Annotated in this window: 15 protein-coding genes; 4 read left to right on the top strand and 11 right to left on the bottom strand. The window is 41.4% G+C overall.

Translation table 11 applies throughout. The features are described from left to right. Positions 1–906 (bottom strand): DUF2268 domain-containing putative Zn-dependent protease, encoded by a 906-nt coding sequence (locus BMX21_RS03230; protein WP_092041271.1) that lies wholly within the window; start codon positions 904–906, stop codon positions 1–3. Positions 907–1,189: 283 nt separating this feature from the next. Then, the gene (locus tag BMX21_RS03235) at positions 1,190–2,026 is read right to left on the bottom strand and encodes a PD-(D/E)XK nuclease family transposase (protein WP_051199394.1); all 837 of its coding nucleotides are present in this window, start codon (positions 2,024–2,026) and stop codon (positions 1,190–1,192) included. 506 nt (positions 2,027–2,532) lie between these two features. Between BMX21_RS03235 and BMX21_RS03240 the strand changes: the two genes are divergently transcribed. The 4 genes from BMX21_RS03240 to BMX21_RS03255 all read left to right on the top strand — a co-directional run bounded on the left by BMX21_RS03240 (position 2,533) and on the right by BMX21_RS03255 (position 5,775). Next, a complete protein-coding gene (locus BMX21_RS03240; RefSeq protein ID WP_092041274.1) occupies positions 2,533–3,240 on the top strand; it encodes an XRE family transcriptional regulator in 708 nt (235 codons plus the stop codon). Positions 3,241–3,337: 97 nt separating this feature from the next. After that, complete coding sequence (locus tag BMX21_RS03245) at positions 3,338–4,744, top strand: Y-family DNA polymerase (protein WP_092041278.1); 1,407 nt, start codon at positions 3,338–3,340, stop codon at positions 4,742–4,744. A 22-nt stretch (positions 4,745–4,766) separates the two neighbouring features. Then, the gene (locus BMX21_RS03250; protein ID WP_022753058.1) at positions 4,767–5,021 is read left to right on the top strand and encodes a hypothetical protein; all 255 of its coding nucleotides are present in this window, start codon (positions 4,767–4,769) and stop codon (positions 5,019–5,021) included. Positions 5,022–5,148: 127 nt separating this feature from the next. Next, complete coding sequence (locus BMX21_RS03255; protein ID WP_177173899.1) at positions 5,149–5,775, top strand: SOS response-associated peptidase; 627 nt, start codon at positions 5,149–5,151, stop codon at positions 5,773–5,775. A 95-nt stretch (positions 5,776–5,870) separates the two neighbouring features. Here the strand turns inward: BMX21_RS03255 and BMX21_RS03260 are convergent, their stop codons facing one another. The 9 genes from BMX21_RS03260 to BMX21_RS03300 all read right to left on the bottom strand — a co-directional run bounded on the left by BMX21_RS03260 (position 5,871) and on the right by BMX21_RS03300 (position 14,735). Beyond that, positions 5,871–6,839, bottom strand: coding sequence for a LysR family transcriptional regulator (locus tag BMX21_RS03260; protein ID WP_092041284.1), 969 nt, complete (start codon positions 6,837–6,839; stop codon positions 5,871–5,873). A 109-nt stretch (positions 6,840–6,948) separates the two neighbouring features. Further along, the gene (locus tag BMX21_RS03265; protein WP_242952863.1) at positions 6,949–7,905 is read right to left on the bottom strand and encodes a MetQ/NlpA family ABC transporter substrate-binding protein; all 957 of its coding nucleotides are present in this window, start codon (positions 7,903–7,905) and stop codon (positions 6,949–6,951) included. Continuing rightward, on the bottom strand, positions 7,817–8,647 hold the full coding sequence (locus BMX21_RS03270; protein WP_092041291.1) for a methionine ABC transporter permease: 831 nt from the start codon (positions 8,645–8,647) through the stop codon (positions 7,817–7,819). Before BMX21_RS03270 ends, BMX21_RS03265 begins: the two co-directional genes overlap by 89 nt. Before the next feature lie 23 nt (positions 8,648–8,670). Further along, complete coding sequence (locus tag BMX21_RS03275; RefSeq protein ID WP_092041294.1) at positions 8,671–9,456, bottom strand: methionine ABC transporter ATP-binding protein; 786 nt, start codon at positions 9,454–9,456, stop codon at positions 8,671–8,673. A gap of 28 nt (positions 9,457–9,484) precedes the next feature. After that, on the bottom strand, positions 9,485–10,339 hold the full coding sequence (gene nifH, locus BMX21_RS03280) for a nitrogenase iron protein (RefSeq protein WP_092041297.1): 855 nt from the start codon (positions 10,337–10,339) through the stop codon (positions 9,485–9,487). 118 nt (positions 10,340–10,457) lie between these two features. Then, complete coding sequence (locus BMX21_RS03285) at positions 10,458–11,333, bottom strand: radical SAM protein (protein ID WP_027218832.1); 876 nt, start codon at positions 11,331–11,333, stop codon at positions 10,458–10,460. Further along, positions 11,333–11,767, bottom strand: a complete 435-nt coding sequence (locus tag BMX21_RS03290; RefSeq protein WP_092041300.1) for a NifB/NifX family molybdenum-iron cluster-binding protein — start codon at positions 11,765–11,767, stop codon at positions 11,333–11,335. Before BMX21_RS03290 ends, BMX21_RS03285 begins: the two co-directional genes overlap by 1 nt. A 139-nt stretch (positions 11,768–11,906) precedes the next feature. Continuing rightward, entirely contained in the window at positions 11,907–13,247 is a 1,341-nt protein-coding gene (locus tag BMX21_RS03295; protein WP_092041303.1) for a nitrogenase component 1, read from the bottom strand. After that, positions 13,248–14,735, bottom strand: a complete 1,488-nt coding sequence (locus BMX21_RS03300; protein WP_092041306.1) for a nitrogenase component 1 — start codon at positions 14,733–14,735, stop codon at positions 13,248–13,250. Positions 14,736–14,798 lie beyond the last annotated feature (63 nt).

Here is a 14,798-nt window from a genome sequence, read left to right on the forward strand (position 1 = left end):
TTATGACCAGAATTCTTCCACTTCTGCAAGTATTTCATCAGCAGGCAGAACTGTCGCCTTCTCAATCGGCATGTGAGTTTTCTCTAGATAATACTTGATCAGATAGTAACCTGTAGCATATCCAGCACAGTAAGGAAGTCCAACTTTTGGAAACTGCTGAATCTCCGCCAACTCATCACCGTACAGATATGCCGTTATCTCTGCAAATCCAGTCACATTAAGACCATCTCTTATTATCTCTTTAATAAGAGGCATCAGCTCCATATCAGTCTTGGTAACCCATGGCCCAAGAACCTCCTCTCCGAATATCGTCGTGGCATAGTTCTCTGCAAGCCCTTCGCTCACGATCATCTCTGCAAGATTTATATCATTTGTCCATTTTATATACTGATACCTTACATTATGATTAGTCTCATGTGCCAGTGCAGCCGGAAGCCTCTTAATAGTGTCATCAGATGGAATCAGCCATCCCATTATGTATCCGGGAATCCCACCATCACCACAGTAACCCTCATTCATGATCGTATAAGCATTCTTTGGATTAGCAAGAAATATAGAATAAAGATATTCTTTAACTTTAAGCTCAACTCCCTGATCTTCAAATCTATTAAGAGCTGTCTCTATAGCTTTCGTGCATGAATCCCAGATAGCCTCATCATATAGCGCTTCAATACTATCTTTATAATTAGTATTAATTTCAGAAGGTGGCATAAGTCCCAGTCTGTTATTGGCCATAATGATATCGTAACCTCCGGGATGCGTAGGCTTCATAGGAATATGATACTTATCCCACTTTCCCTTAAATGGCATCATCATTTCATAGCGGTAGATATCATCTTTCTTGTCCATATCTGCAAGCATGATTTTAGTATAGATATCCGGTGAAAATAATCGATTTAGTTTCATTAGTCATCTCCTTGATAGGTCATTTATAATTCATTCAAACATCCCACTTGGACGGTGCAGTATCACCCAAGTGGGAAGTTTAAGTAATTTATATGTATTTGTTTTAAAAACACTTTGATAATATGATTACTGACTGTATGATATAAAAAACTCGTAATCATTTATCTTCTTGTGATTACAAATATAAACTATTACGTAACGTAATAGTCAACATAAAAAAACGGTAGATCTTTAAGATCTACCGCCATCCAAACACATTATGATGTGTATACTCATATGACCATTACACTTGAAGTTGTTCAGAAATAATTGTTCTATCCGTCTCTGAAATTTCCAAACTATCAAACGCCTGTTCCATTGTAAAAGAAGTGTTTTTCATTAGCACTTTAACATTCTGCGTCAATGTCTTTATTCTATTCTCTTCGACACGTTCTTTGGCATATTTTTTGGCATATCTTTCAACTTTTTCACACACAATATCACGACCTTTCTCTGTTTCCTTGTAATGATGGAGTCCATCTGCCAAGAGTTTAAAATGCATATTCTTTGCATTCTTTGAATGGAAATCTTCTATCAGTCTTCCTATCTCATCGTTACCTTTATATTTACCATTAACATAAATAATATGTGATCCATCATTAAACAGACTATCTGTTTCTAGAACCACTCGTTCCACATGGTACAGCGGCAATCCTTTACCAAACTTATCATGCTTATAGAAGAATATCACATACGAATCCTTTAGGGCCTTGAATGGATCACCTTCTTTCAGCATCCTTGAATCCATGACAGCACTATGAAAACGTGTTCTTCTTACATGTGCTCCTTCTGAATTACCTTGAACTTCTACATTAAATTCAGTACCATCAGAATCTAAAGCATGGATATCAAGAGCAATGTCTCGTCCACCAATTTCAGGGCTTCGCATCTCGTCCTGTGTATAAACGCTTTTTACGGTTATTTTCCTTCCAAAAATGATACTTAGTACCAGCTCTGTTGCCGGTATATTTTTCTTGAAAACCAGTGCCATCAGATCATCATCAAACAGATCCATGTTGTCAACGATTTTATTAATATCTCGCTGATTATTGTCACTGGTGCTTGCTTCTAACTCTCCCATTAACTTTATAACTCTCCTTTAATGATAGCATCATACAAAAAGCCTTACAATTAAAAAACTATGAATAATAGTATGCCGACACTGAGGCCTCCATTATCGGTATACATCTTTATAATCAGTCATCTCTATAGCATTTACTCACCCCCAACTATCTTTTATTCAGCACTTTGCCACCTAATACCAGCTTAGCCTTTGCAAGCTTTATGCCTGAATTTTGTTTGCTTTTAAAACAGTTACTACTTGCTTGGCATTAAAACCATAATTGATTTTTTTAATCACCAAGCATGCATAATCTACTATACATTGATATTATACATTGTGCAACATATTAATTCAATTACGGATTGAATTGCGTAAGAAAATATGTTATGTTTTAATTATAGACTTGAAAGCAAATTCCAGATGATAACACTCCTTGCACACGTACATTCTGCTAAGGGCATTGAACTGGATTTTAGATTTTATCATTTCCCTTATAACAGCTATAGCAAAAAGGAAAGGAAAACATGAAGAAAGACATAGGTAAAGTTATTGCAAAACATCGCAAAGCGATGAAATTATCCCAGATAGACCTTGCCAGGCAGCTTGCAGAGCACAATATCGTCATTACCAACGCAGGAATCAGTGCCTGGGAGAAAGGAAACACTACCCCCAGCGCCGAAGCTCTTCTGACGGTCTGTGAGATACTTAAGATAAACGATATTTACACAGAATTCATTGGTGAGAATCCTCTGGATCCTTTTAAAGACCTTAATTCTGAAGGGGCTCAGAAGGCACTCGAATACATTGATCTTCTCAAAAAGTCCGGAGATTACAAGAAGCACAGCTCAGATATTATCGATATAAGACCTCGTCTCATGAAGATAGCTCTTATTTCTGCATCAGCAGGTACCGGTAATCTTCTTGATGAAGAGAACTTCGAAATGATGGAGATCACAGAACCTGTTCCTAAGAAAGCTGACTTTGGCGTATACATTACAGGAGACAGTATGGAACCCAGGTTCCATGACGAAGAGCTAGTCTGGATCGAGCAAAAAGACATGCTCGAATCAGGTGACATCGGACTCTTTTTTCTGGATGGAATGACTTATATCAAAAAATATGTAGTCAATAAATCGGGAACATTCCTGGTATCACTCAATGCCAAGTACAAGCCTATTGAAGTAGGCGAATATAATACTTTCAAAATATTTGGCAAGCTCGCCACAGATTAAGCATCTTTGCCTGATAAGAACACATCCTGTTTGCTTAGCCCTGATTGCCAAAACCTGATCAGTGCTCAGATTTGCACCATTAAAGTCATTAGATCATATGGATATTAACCAAAAAACTTACATCGCCATAGATATGAAAAGCTTCTATGCATCTGTAGAATGTGTTGCCCGAGGGCTTGATCCCCTAAGTGCCAAGCTTCTTGTAGCAGATGCAAGCAGATCCGATCAGACCATCTGCCTTGCGGTATCTCCTGCTCTTAAAGGTACCGGCGTTCCCAGTAGGCCTAGACTCTTTGAAGCCAAACAAGCGATAAGTAAATATGAAAAGCTCCACCATACCAAAGTCCGTTATATCACGGCAACTCCACGTATGGCGGAATATGAAAAGATCTCTGCACAGATATACGGAATATACCTAAAGTATGTATCACCCGAAGATGTCCATGTATACAGCATTGATGAATGCTTTATTGACTGCACGCCATATCTGCACTTCTATGAAGATGCCGCCAGAAAGGCCTGCCAGCATCCGGCCCACTTCATGGCGCTGACCATTATACGCGATGTTCTGAAGAATACCGGCATCACGGCAACTGTCGGGATAGGGACCAACCTATACCTTGCCAAGGTTGCAATGGACATAGTGGCCAAGAAAGCTCCCGCCGATAAAGACGGGGTCCGGATCGCATCACTTACGGAAGAAAGCTACAGGCTTCTTTTATGGGAGCATAAACCTCTCACTGACTTCTGGCAGATAGGTCGTGGTAAGGCTGCAAGGCTTGCCAGCAATCATATGTACACCATGGGTGATATAGCTGAACGTTCACAGCTGGATGAAGAGCTATTGTATAAAATCTTCGGTATTGATGCAGAAATACTGATCGATCATGCATGGGGGATAGAACCTGTCACCATGTATGATATTAAGCACTACAAAAGCGACAACCACTCCCTTACCAATGGTCAGGTACTTCCAAGGCCTTACAAATACCAAGAGGCCTGCATTGTATTTAAGGAGATGATCGACGTACTGTGCTGCGATATGTACAAAAAGAACCTTGTATCCTCAAGATTCACCTGGTGGATAAGTTACGATTACAAAAGCATGGAGTACTTCCCTGAATATGATGGAAGACTATCCATCGACTGGTACGGAAGACTCCATCCTGCTCACTCCAACGGAACTGTCAGATTAACTGCCGCTACTAATGCTGCAAATATCATCATTCCTAAGATCATGCAGGACATTGCCAAAAAGAGCGATCACAGGATCCTGCTTAGAAGGCTCGGTGTCAGTGCCTGCGATGTTACAAGCGATGATGGAATATATCAGCTGGATCTCTTTACTGATTATGATGCTTTGGATAGGGAGAAGAGAATTCACGCTGCTCTTCTTGAAGTCAGAACCAAGTACGGAGCCAATGCACTCCTAAAAGGAACAAACTTCTTGGAGGGAGCAACTACCAGAATGAGAAATGAGCAGATTGGTGGGCATAAGGCCTAAGTCTAACGAAGGAGGAACCACAATGTACAATACCACATATAACAATGCATTTCCTTCCTCTTTCAGATATAAGAATGTCTTAGAGAAAGGAAAGCCTGTGCATGATAAATACGACAGTTTTTCATTAAAGCATCCTGCCATGGACCTTTCCAGACGGGCGAAGATATTTAGTCCATTTGATGCACTTAAAGGATTTGATGACGAGCTTGCTAAGATGCAGACAGATGTAACAGACAATTACCTCGACGATACAATTCACATAGATGAAGCACCCTAAATCAGTTCACATAACAAGCAGTCCATCTTACCTATTCGAACAAAATATGTAGGCGAATTATTGTATAACTATCATGACAACATATGTTCATTGTAAAGTCAGACATTTACCTGCAGGAGATAATATTATGTGTACCAGATACGCTCTTGAAAAAGACCTTCCGGAATTAAAAGATATAATAGATGCAGCCTCAAGATCGAGACTCGTACAGAAATTTATTGATAGCTACGCAAGGCCATTCATAACTTATGGCGAAGTCCGCCCTACTGATATCGTACCTGTCCTTGCTCCAAATCCCAAAGGTGAGAGATGTGCATATCCCATGCAATGGGGCTTTCTATCTAAAGATAACAAGCGAACTCTTTTCAATGCACGCATGGAAACAGCAAGTGTTAAGCCCACTTTTAAAGATGCCTGGAAATCTCACAGATGCATCATTCCGGCTTCCTATTATTATGAATGGCAACACTTTAAAAGTCCTGATGGCAAAGAAAAAACCGGTGATAAGTTTGCAATCCAGCCTGCCGGATTAACTGTGACCTGGCTGTGCGGCCTGTACCGCATTGAAGAAGGCTATCCTGTCTTTGTCGTCCTGACAAAAGATCCAACCAAAGAACTATCCAAGATTCACGACCGAATGCCTCTCATACTTCCAACAGATAAAATTGATGACTGGATAAGCCCATCGTCAGATCCTGAAGAAATAGTCAGATTTGCTCTTGAAGATATGGTCATAGAAAAAGCTGAGAGTTAACGCTTCTCTCAGCTTTCTATCATCAGCCCACATGGGGAACTATATATACTTACAAATTCTTCGAAGATACTGCTCCTCCAGGATGGGAAGTCTCATTACACGATTTTCTTTAAAGGTTCTGTTGTATCTTCACTGCCCTGCTCTTCAATATCATCTAGATATTTTCTGATCTCATCGATATACATCTGTCCGATGCTGCTAAGGCTTATATGCTTGCCGGTGATATATCCTATCTCCATAGAACTGTCTGTCTGAATCCTATCATCTTCAAAAGGAACAGCTACGAAGTCGTCTCCATTAAGTTCCTCGCATATAATTCCGGAACACAGCGTATAACCGTTCAGACCCTTCATGAGATTGAGCATCGTAGCCCTGTCACAGGCCTTTATGACTCTGTCATAATCTTCTGTGCTGAGGACTTCTTCAGCCATATAAAAAGAGCTTTCATCACCTTGTTCAAAAGACAGGCATGGGTATCCTTTGAGATCATCAAAGTTTATTTTTGTACGGTCAGCAAGAGGATGTTTTTTCCAAAGGTATACATACGCTCTGCAACTTTTAAGGTGATGAAATTCAAGCTCCTTTTGTCTGAGTAATTTTTTGATAAAGACTCTGTTGAAATCGTTAAGATACAGTATTCCGATCTCGCTTCGCTTCTTCCTGACATCTTCTATGACATCAAGAGTTCTGCTCTCTCTGATGGCAAAATCGTACTTGGCTGTATCAAGATTTCCTGCAAGTTCTACGAAAGCCTTTACTGCAAAGGAATAGTGCAGAGTTGAAACTCCAAACTTCTTCCTGATATCATGATTGACACAGTATTTGTCCACGATGTCCTCATACTGGTCATACAAGTGTCTGAAGTGAAGCAGCGCCTCTGCACCATCAGGAGTAAGTGACACACCGTGAGATCCTCGTATGAAAATTGTTATTCCAAGCTCTTTTTCAAGATCCTGAATTGCATTGGTAAGCGAAGGCTGAGCTACAAAGAGCTGCTCCGCTGCCTTGTTATAAGAACCACACTTAGCTATATAGATCACATATCTTATCTGATTGATTGTCATATAGTCTGCACCTGCTCCCTGCCAAAAGATAAATGATTGGTTAACTTGCCATAGATAATCTTCCAAGGTCCTTTAGAACCCATAATTATTTCGAAGAAAAGATATTATCTTATTCTGCCGGTATAACTGCTCCGTTGTACTTCTCTTCGATAAACTTCTTAACTGCATCTGATCTAAGTGCTGCAACTACTGCCAAAATTGCAGGATCATTTTCATTGCCCTGCGCTACCGCGATGATGTTGGCAAATGGATTGTTCTCTCCACTTTCTGAGAAGAGAACATTAGAAGTGATACCGGCTTCAAGTGCCTTATTGGTATTGGTGATAAAAAAGTCAAAGTCATCTTTGGTAGGAATGATCTGAGCTGAGTCAAGCTCTACGATCTCTATCTGCTTCTCATATGATACGATGCTGTCTACAGTAGCGCTAAGAGTAGAATCTGTGCTGTCATCAAGTGTTATAAGTCCCTGATCTTCAAGGATCTTAAGAGCTCTGTACTCATTAGTGGCATCATTAGGGATAGCTACAACATCTCCATCCTGAATCTCATCAGCTGATGTATACTTATCCGAATATGCTCTGATAGGCTCTACATGAATGTCACCTGCATTGACTATAGTAAAACCATTAGTTTCATTCTGATCGTTAACATATGGCCAGTGAGCATAGAAGTTGAAGTCGATCTCTCCGTTCTGAGTCTTTTCAAGAGTTGTGGCATCAGCTGCTGTTGCTACAAGTACTACCTTAAGTCCTGCTGCCTCAAGCGCAGGCTCCACATACTCAAGAAGCTCTGAGTGTGGTGTGAGATCTGCGATAGCTGTGATCTCTCTAAGCCCGTCTGAGTTAACAGTACCAAGCTTAGACTGTGATATGTCATATGCAGACAGATCTATGTCAGGTACCTGGGTGTCTGTAATAGCAAGAGCATCGGAGGCATTTTCATTGCTGCTTTCCTGTGATGCACCACTATTATCTGTACTAGTTGTCTGTCCGCAAGCTGCCAACATGGCTGCTGACACCAGTAGTGATGTTGTTAGTTTCAGTGTTTTTGTCAGATTTTTTTTCATAATGTCTCCTCCTTTTTAGCCCTGCGCCGGATGATAGCAGGTGCCTTTTTATTAGTATATGTCTCGAAACATGGTCTCCAATCAGCTGTATGCCTTGCACCAGTATTACAAGGACATATACAGTTGCAAACAGAACATCGTGTTGAAACCTCTGATAACCAAATCTTACGGCGATATCACCTATTCCGCCTGCGCCGAACATTCCTGCAAGAGCTGTCATAGATATTACTGATATGACAGCAAGAGTATATCCTCTCACAAGAGATGGAAGCGTCTCAGGAATGATGACCCTGGTTATTATCTGGAAGTTGGTACTTCCAAGCGCCTTGGCTGCATCGATCTTACCTTTTTCTATCTCCAGAAGGCTTGATTCTACCATTCTTGCATACATTGGGATACAACTGGCTGCGATAGCGATGATACATGCATTGGTTCCGTAGGACTTACCAAAAAGTGCCCTTGATACCGGGATCATAAGTATTATCATTATCATCTGCGGCAGTGACCTTAAGATGTTGATGGATCCGCCCATTCCAGTATACAGTGGCTTAACAGGCGCAAGTCCTGTTGGATTGGTCACTGTAAGGACTACTCCAAGCACTGCCCCTATCACCAGCATTATGACGCTGGCTACAAGTGTCATGTACAAAGTCTCTGATACTGATGGCAGTATACTGTCCCACACATCTTTGGAAAAAGATGCTATGAAAACTTTAGAAAATGGCTCATTCAATAAACTCATGGCTTTCCTCTTTTCTTTTATTATTAGATTCCTGCACCATCACCAAGTTCTGCATGCTGCATCTGATTGAATACCTTAGCAAAAAGAGCTCCTGTCTTACTTGTAGGACTTCTAAATATATCCTCTACAAGCCCCTCTTCTGTGATCTCTCCGTTTTCAAGTACAGCCATCTTCTTGCAGGTATATTTGATAGCATCAAGCTCATGAGTGATCATCAGAATAGTTATATTCTTTTTCCTATTGATCTCTTTGAGAAGGTCGAGGATCTGAATAGTAGTCTGAGGATCAAGAGCAGATGTGGATTCATCTGACAAAAGAAGATCAGGATCACCCACAAGAGCCCTTGCTATTCCAACCCTTTGCTTCTGGCCTCCGGATAAGGCTCCCGGATATTCCGAAAGCTTATCTGTAAGGCCTACCATTTCTGCAGTCTCAAGAACCTTTTTCTTAATATCAGACTTCTTATAACCGTCTATAACAAGGGGATACGCTATGTTCTGGTATACAGTCTTGGATTCGAAAAGATTGAAGTTCTGGAATATCATTCCTATCTTCTTGCGCTTCTTCCTAAGCTCATTCTCCGAGAGAGCAAGGATCTGCGTACCATCAACATAGATCTCACCGCTATCCGGAGTTTCAAGTCTGTTGATACATCTGGCAAGTGTTGACTTACCGGCGCCGCTAAATCCTATGACTCCGAAGATCTCCCCTTTATTAACTGTAAGATTGACACCGTTTAGGACTTTGATCTCAACAGAATCTTTTATGAAATTCTTATGAAGGTTTTTAATTGTAACAAATTCTGCCATGTGACCTCCGACCTGTTTTTTCAAATTATCAGATAGCCTTGGAATATTCCTCTGTATCGATAAGACCATGCTCTATAAGGATCTCTTCAAGTCTCTCCTGAGTCATCGGCTTTGGTACTGTAAGGAATGTATTCTTGTCGATTGCTTCTGCAAGGTTTCTGTACTCATCTGCCTGCTTGGAGTTAGGATCATAAGCGATAACAGTCTTCTTATTGATCTCAGCTCTCTGTACGATATTGTCTCTTGGTACGAAGTAGATAAGCTGTGTACCAAGTTCCTTAGCGAAGGCTTCAAGAAGCTCTTTTTCTCTATCTACATTTCTTGAGTTGCAGATGATACCGCCAAGTCTTACGCCGCCTGTTCTAGCATATCTGGAGATACCTTTTGAGATATTGTTAGCTGCATACAAAGCCATCATCTCACCTGATGCTACGATGTAAATCTCTTTAGCCTTACCTTCACGGATAGGCATTGCGAAACCGCCACATACAACGTCACCAAGAACGTCATAGAATACATAATCAAGATCTTCTGTATATGCTCCAAGTCTTTCAAGAAGGCCAATTGATGTGATGATACCACGACCTGCGCATCCAACACCTGGCTCAGGACCGCCTGACTCAACGCATCTGGTACCGCCAAAACCTTCCTTCATGATCGAATCAAGCTGTACATCGCCATCCTCACGAAGTGTATCAAGAACTGTCTTCTGGTGAAGGCCACCAAGCAGAAGTCTTGTGGAGTCAGCCTTAGGATCACATCCTACTACCATTACCTTTTTACCAAGCTCTGCAAGTCCTGCTGTAAGATTCTGTGTTGTTGTTGATTTTCCGATTCCACCTTTTCCATATATTGCAATCTGTCTAAGTGCTTTCTCAGCCATTTCTCTCCTCCTATAGGCATGTATACCAATAACTATATTTTTAAATCATTGGCATATATTTTTCTTAAGTTATTATTTCTTAAAGTTACTGTTTTCTTAAGTTACTATTACTTACCTATCAGCCATGACTAAAAGTCTGTCTTGTATTAAGAACCTTAAGCCATACGTATTTAGATATATCTACTCCTCCCGGTACGCCGACTGCATCAGCTCTGCATCTTGAACAGTGCATGAATACATCCAGATATTTGATGGCTACCGCCTTGGCTCTTTCGATGTCATGGCAGGTTGGTGCACTGCACCATGCAAGCTCTGCCTGCGGTATAAGGGGGATGATGTTGTAAATCTTAGCTCCTGCCTGTGCTACAGTTTTTGCTATAGTCTCTATATGATCCTTGTTGATCTCAGGTACCAGTACCGTATTTACCTTGACTGATGTTCCTGATGCTGCAACTTTTCTGATGCCCTCAAGCTGGTTATGAATGAGGATCCCTGCTGCCTCTTCTCCTGTATATCTCTTACCGTGATATACAATAGCGCTGTTAAGTTTGGCTTCAATCTTGGGATCTACAGCATTGACTGTAACTGTAAGAGAATCAACCCCGACATCAATTATCTCATCAGCCTTGTCAGGAAGCATGAGACCGTTGGTACTCATACATTTGATAAGCTCCGGATATCTATCCTTGATAAGTCTGAATGTCTTAAGTGCGAAGTCTGTAGCAAGCGTATCTCCCGGACCTGCGATACCTGCAACATGGATATCCGGGTTAAGTTCAATAGCTCTGCCAACAGCTTCAAGTGCTTCTTCCGGTGATATTACTTCGCTGGTAACTCCCGGTCTGTCTTCATAGTCGTTAATCTGTCTGTCGCAGAACTTACATGCTATATTGCAGCCAGGTGACACCGGAAGGTGTATCCTTCCTTTATTGCTCTTTTGGCCACGGGCAAAGCATGGATGATTCTGCGTAAGCTCCTGGTAACTTTTTGCCACTATACTGCCTCTTTTCTATATGCATGCCCTTCGTCACCTGCAAGCTGGTCTTCATCAGAGCTTGCAAGAACTACGTTTTCGTTATCATTGTCTGTGTCTGAGTCCTTGGCGAAGCCATCACCTATAAGCTCTTTTACAATATTCTCGATAAAGCCGTGAGCTTCAAAGACTCTTTTGCCATGCTGTATCATATATCCAGCAGCAGACTCGCCTATTCTTAGTACGAATATTGCATCTGTATCTTTAAGAAGATCATATGCCGCTTCAAATCCGCCTTCGCAGTGTCCCTTGCACAAGGGATTTATCCTGCGCTCTTCTATATATTCAGCCTCTTTTTCATCAATATCATATATCTGAAAATACTGTGCAGATCCGAAATGCTCATCTATATATGCATTATTGCTACTTGCAAATGCAGCTCTTAATTTTCCCATAATATTCTCCTCTTGGCCCTTTTAAGGACCGGGAGTTTTAAGCCTTTATAAATTATTCATATAAAGCTTAAAACTCCTCAGAAAACCATGTGTTATATTGCAGCTTCTTGTGAGCCAAAACGATAATGCCGGCCAGAATTCAAGCAAATTTAGAAAGTGTATTACTGTAGATATCCTCTATAAGCCTTAGCCCTCCAGCAAATCCCACATAACCTGTTCTCATGACAAGTCTGTAATCAGTAGGGATCGCTGCTGATATGAAGTCGTAGTTCTTCTCTCTTGCTATCTGCTTGTCCCAGCCTGCGCCTATGATGACGCCCTTGCCCTTATGGTTTAGCTCTCTTATTTTGTTCTGAGCCTTGCCGGCATCAGGTGAGAAGAATACCGGGATCTGCCTTTTGGTAGATATACTCTGAAGCTCTTTGGCGATCTCTTCCTGATATTTCTCAGGTGTATCATCTACTATGAACTGCTCCTTAGGAATAACCCCTGTCTCGTTTATAAGGAACTTGGACAGTCCCAGAACATAGCCTGCATCATGGATTATATGTGCATGATTTGGAAGTCCGTATCTGAACTCAAGAAGGAATGTCGCAAGATCTTCAAGCTGTGCATAGTAAGCATCCGACTCTTTCTTGATGAACTTTCTGGCTTCGACCTCGTTGATGTCTGCGCCCTGCTCTATGGCAAAAGATACTACCTTATTAAGGAACTTCTCTGTCTCACCGGCGCCTATCGGAATGTTAGGATACTGAACATAAGGCTGTCCGTATATATCCTTAAGGTGATCAACTATATCTTTGCCATACCAGGGTGATACCAGAATATTGAAGTTTGCTTTTGGTATACTCTGCCATTCCTTGACGCCTCTTGATCTGTCACCAAAGAGGATATTGACCTTAAGTCCTATAGCCTCAAGGAGCCTTTTATATTCATCAAGGTTGCCTCTCCAGAACATATCCTGATAAGGGATTGAAGCAAATACATTGACTGTATTCTTCTGGCTTCTGAATGTGCTCTCATCCTCGTACTGGCTTACATACTGATCGATGATGGCATTGACTACTACTGAGTGTGATACATAGTTGTTACTCTTAAATCCGGGACTTTCAACATATACAATTGGTTTACCCTGATCCCTGAACTCTTCAGCTACAGACTGCACATCATCGCCTACTATTCCTGCAGTACATCCTGTGAAAATAACCTGAAGATCTGAATTTAAGATTTTGTATGAGTTATCTACAAGTTCTCTTAATCTGTTGACACCACCGAATACAACCTCTTTTTCCGAGAAGTTGGAACAAGGTGTTGTACTTCCGCCTGCATATCCCTTAGACCTTTGGAAAAAGCCTGATACCATATCTCCGCATCCAGGTCCTGAGTGAAGGATGGGAAGCGCCTTTGGGATAGCAACTACTGTCTGCATCGCGCCAAGAGCACATGTAAATCTTTCCTGTTCTATTATTTCTGCTCCCATTTATATAACCTCCGTCTTAGCTTCTTTTAGGAATGTGTCAGGCTGCTCATTCATCCACCAGTCTGTGTATGGATTAGTTGCATGCTTGGAAAGATTCTCAATAAACTCTGTGTTTTCAAGAGTCTCTACGATCTTCTCACCGTAGCTTATGAGTCCTTCATATCCCATGTTGGCCTGCTCGTCTTCGACAAGAAGTGACGGGATTCCAAGCTTAGCTGCCCAAAGTGTGATTCCGCCGTGTCTTGCAAGGAGGATATCAGGACGGATCCTGTTAAGAACATTGACAAATTCAAATTCCTGCTTAGCGCATACGTTATAGTTAGGTACATCGCCATAGTCTCTTACTCTTCTTGCAAGAAGATCTGCGGCTCCGTCGCCTCCATCATAAGTCGGGTCATGGTGGAATACGCTGGCTCCTACTGCTTCCATTCCAAGGTCTCCTACGATGTTAAGAAGTGCATGTCCATGAGCAGATCCCGCTGTAACATATGCTCTTACGCCTTTAAGTCTCTTACGAAGTTCTTCTATCTTAGGGAGATATTGTTCTTTCTTTTCTTTAATAACCTGTTCTGCTACATCTTCTTTGTGAAGGAGCTTACCAAGTTCTCTGAACCATCTGTCAGTCTGGATGATTCCGTATGGTGCTGCTGTTCTGATCTCAGGGACTCCATACTCCTGCTCAAGGGCTGCTCCAAGATATGAACCAAGCGTAGGACATATCTGAACTGTAGCAGATGCTTCTGATGCATGTGACAGGCCCTCTACAGTAGAATATGGTGTGATCAGATTGGGTTTTACTCCAAAAGGCTCAAACCACTTAGTGAATACATCTGATCCCCAGAAGTTTATTACATTTATAAGTCCGTTGTCTTTTTTGACCGGAGGCTTTACCAGTTTCCTTACGATTCCGTGATAGCCTGCATCAAAACCGGTTGTCCATACTGTGGATCTGAAGCCTTCACAGTAGATAGCAACTACCGGCTTTCCGATCTCTTCTTCAGCTTCATTTGCTACGCTCTCGATGTCATCACCGATTATTGCTGATGCACAGGAGCTTAGTACGAATATAGCTGATGCATTTGTTCTTTCATTTACTTCACGTATAGCTTTTGCAAGTTTTCTTGCTCCGCCGTATACTGTGTCTGTTTCTTTGAGATTGGTTGAGAAGATCTTTCTCTGAGTAGGATTGTCGATGCCTCTTCTTGATTTTGCATTTACATAGTATGTAAAGTTGAATTCATGAAGACATGATGCACATCCTACAGGACCATGTATTATAACCGCCGCATCCTGAATAAGAGTTACCATACATGCAGCTTTACTGATCGAACATCCTGCACATTGCTGGAATTTACGATCTCTGTTCTTAAGTCCGCCGCATCCATATCCATCCACAAGTCCTTTGGCTGACCCCTGATATCCTGTGATGGATCCAAGTCTTATCTCTCTTATGGAAACCTCGGGTATGCTTATGTCCAACTTGCCCATTTCTTTCCTCCTGCCTGAAAACTAAACTTTGATTTGTTGTTTTAAGCACTATAGCATTTGTAA

Source organism: Butyrivibrio sp. TB (assembly GCF_900110805.1).
GTDB classification, from domain to species: Bacteria; Bacillota; Clostridia; order Lachnospirales; family Lachnospiraceae; genus Butyrivibrio; species Butyrivibrio fibrisolvens_C.

Bases quoted from the DNA above. Each gene is read 5' to 3' on its own strand.
- BMX21_RS03245 (WP_092041278.1), top strand. From the start codon at position 3,338: ATGGATATTAACCAAAAAACTTACATCGCCATAGATATGAAAAGCTTC.
- BMX21_RS03275 (WP_092041294.1), bottom strand. From the start codon at position 9,456: ATGGCAGAATTTGTTACAATTAAAAACCTTCATAAGAATTTCATAAAA.
- BMX21_RS03290 (WP_092041300.1), bottom strand. From the start codon at position 11,767: ATGGGAAAATTAAGAGCTGCATTTGCAAGTAGCAATAATGCATATATA.
- BMX21_RS03240 (WP_092041274.1), top strand. From the start codon at position 2,533: ATGAAGAAAGACATAGGTAAAGTTATTGCAAAACATCGCAAAGCGATG.
- BMX21_RS03250 (WP_022753058.1), top strand. From the start codon at position 4,767: ATGTACAATACCACATATAACAATGCATTTCCTTCCTCTTTCAGATAT.
- BMX21_RS03265 (WP_242952863.1), bottom strand. From the start codon at position 7,905: ATGAAAAAAAATCTGACAAAAACACTGAAACTAACAACATCACTACTG.
- BMX21_RS03270 (WP_092041291.1), bottom strand. From the start codon at position 8,647: ATGAGTTTATTGAATGAGCCATTTTCTAAAGTTTTCATAGCATCTTTT.
- BMX21_RS03260 (WP_092041284.1), bottom strand. From the start codon at position 6,839: ATGACAATCAATCAGATAAGATATGTGATCTATATAGCTAAGTGTGGT.
- BMX21_RS03235 (WP_051199394.1), bottom strand. From the start codon at position 2,026: ATGGGAGAGTTAGAAGCAAGCACCAGTGACAATAATCAGCGAGATATT.
- nifH (WP_092041297.1), bottom strand. From the start codon at position 10,339: ATGGCTGAGAAAGCACTTAGACAGATTGCAATATATGGAAAAGGTGGA.
- BMX21_RS03255 (WP_177173899.1), top strand. From the start codon at position 5,149: ATGTGTACCAGATACGCTCTTGAAAAAGACCTTCCGGAATTAAAAGAT.
- BMX21_RS03230 (WP_092041271.1), bottom strand. From the start codon at position 906: ATGAAACTAAATCGATTATTTTCACCGGATATCTATACTAAAATCATG.
- BMX21_RS03295 (WP_092041303.1), bottom strand. From the start codon at position 13,247: ATGGGAGCAGAAATAATAGAACAGGAAAGATTTACATGTGCTCTTGGC.
- BMX21_RS03300 (WP_092041306.1), bottom strand. From the start codon at position 14,735: ATGGGCAAGTTGGACATAAGCATACCCGAGGTTTCCATAAGAGAGATA.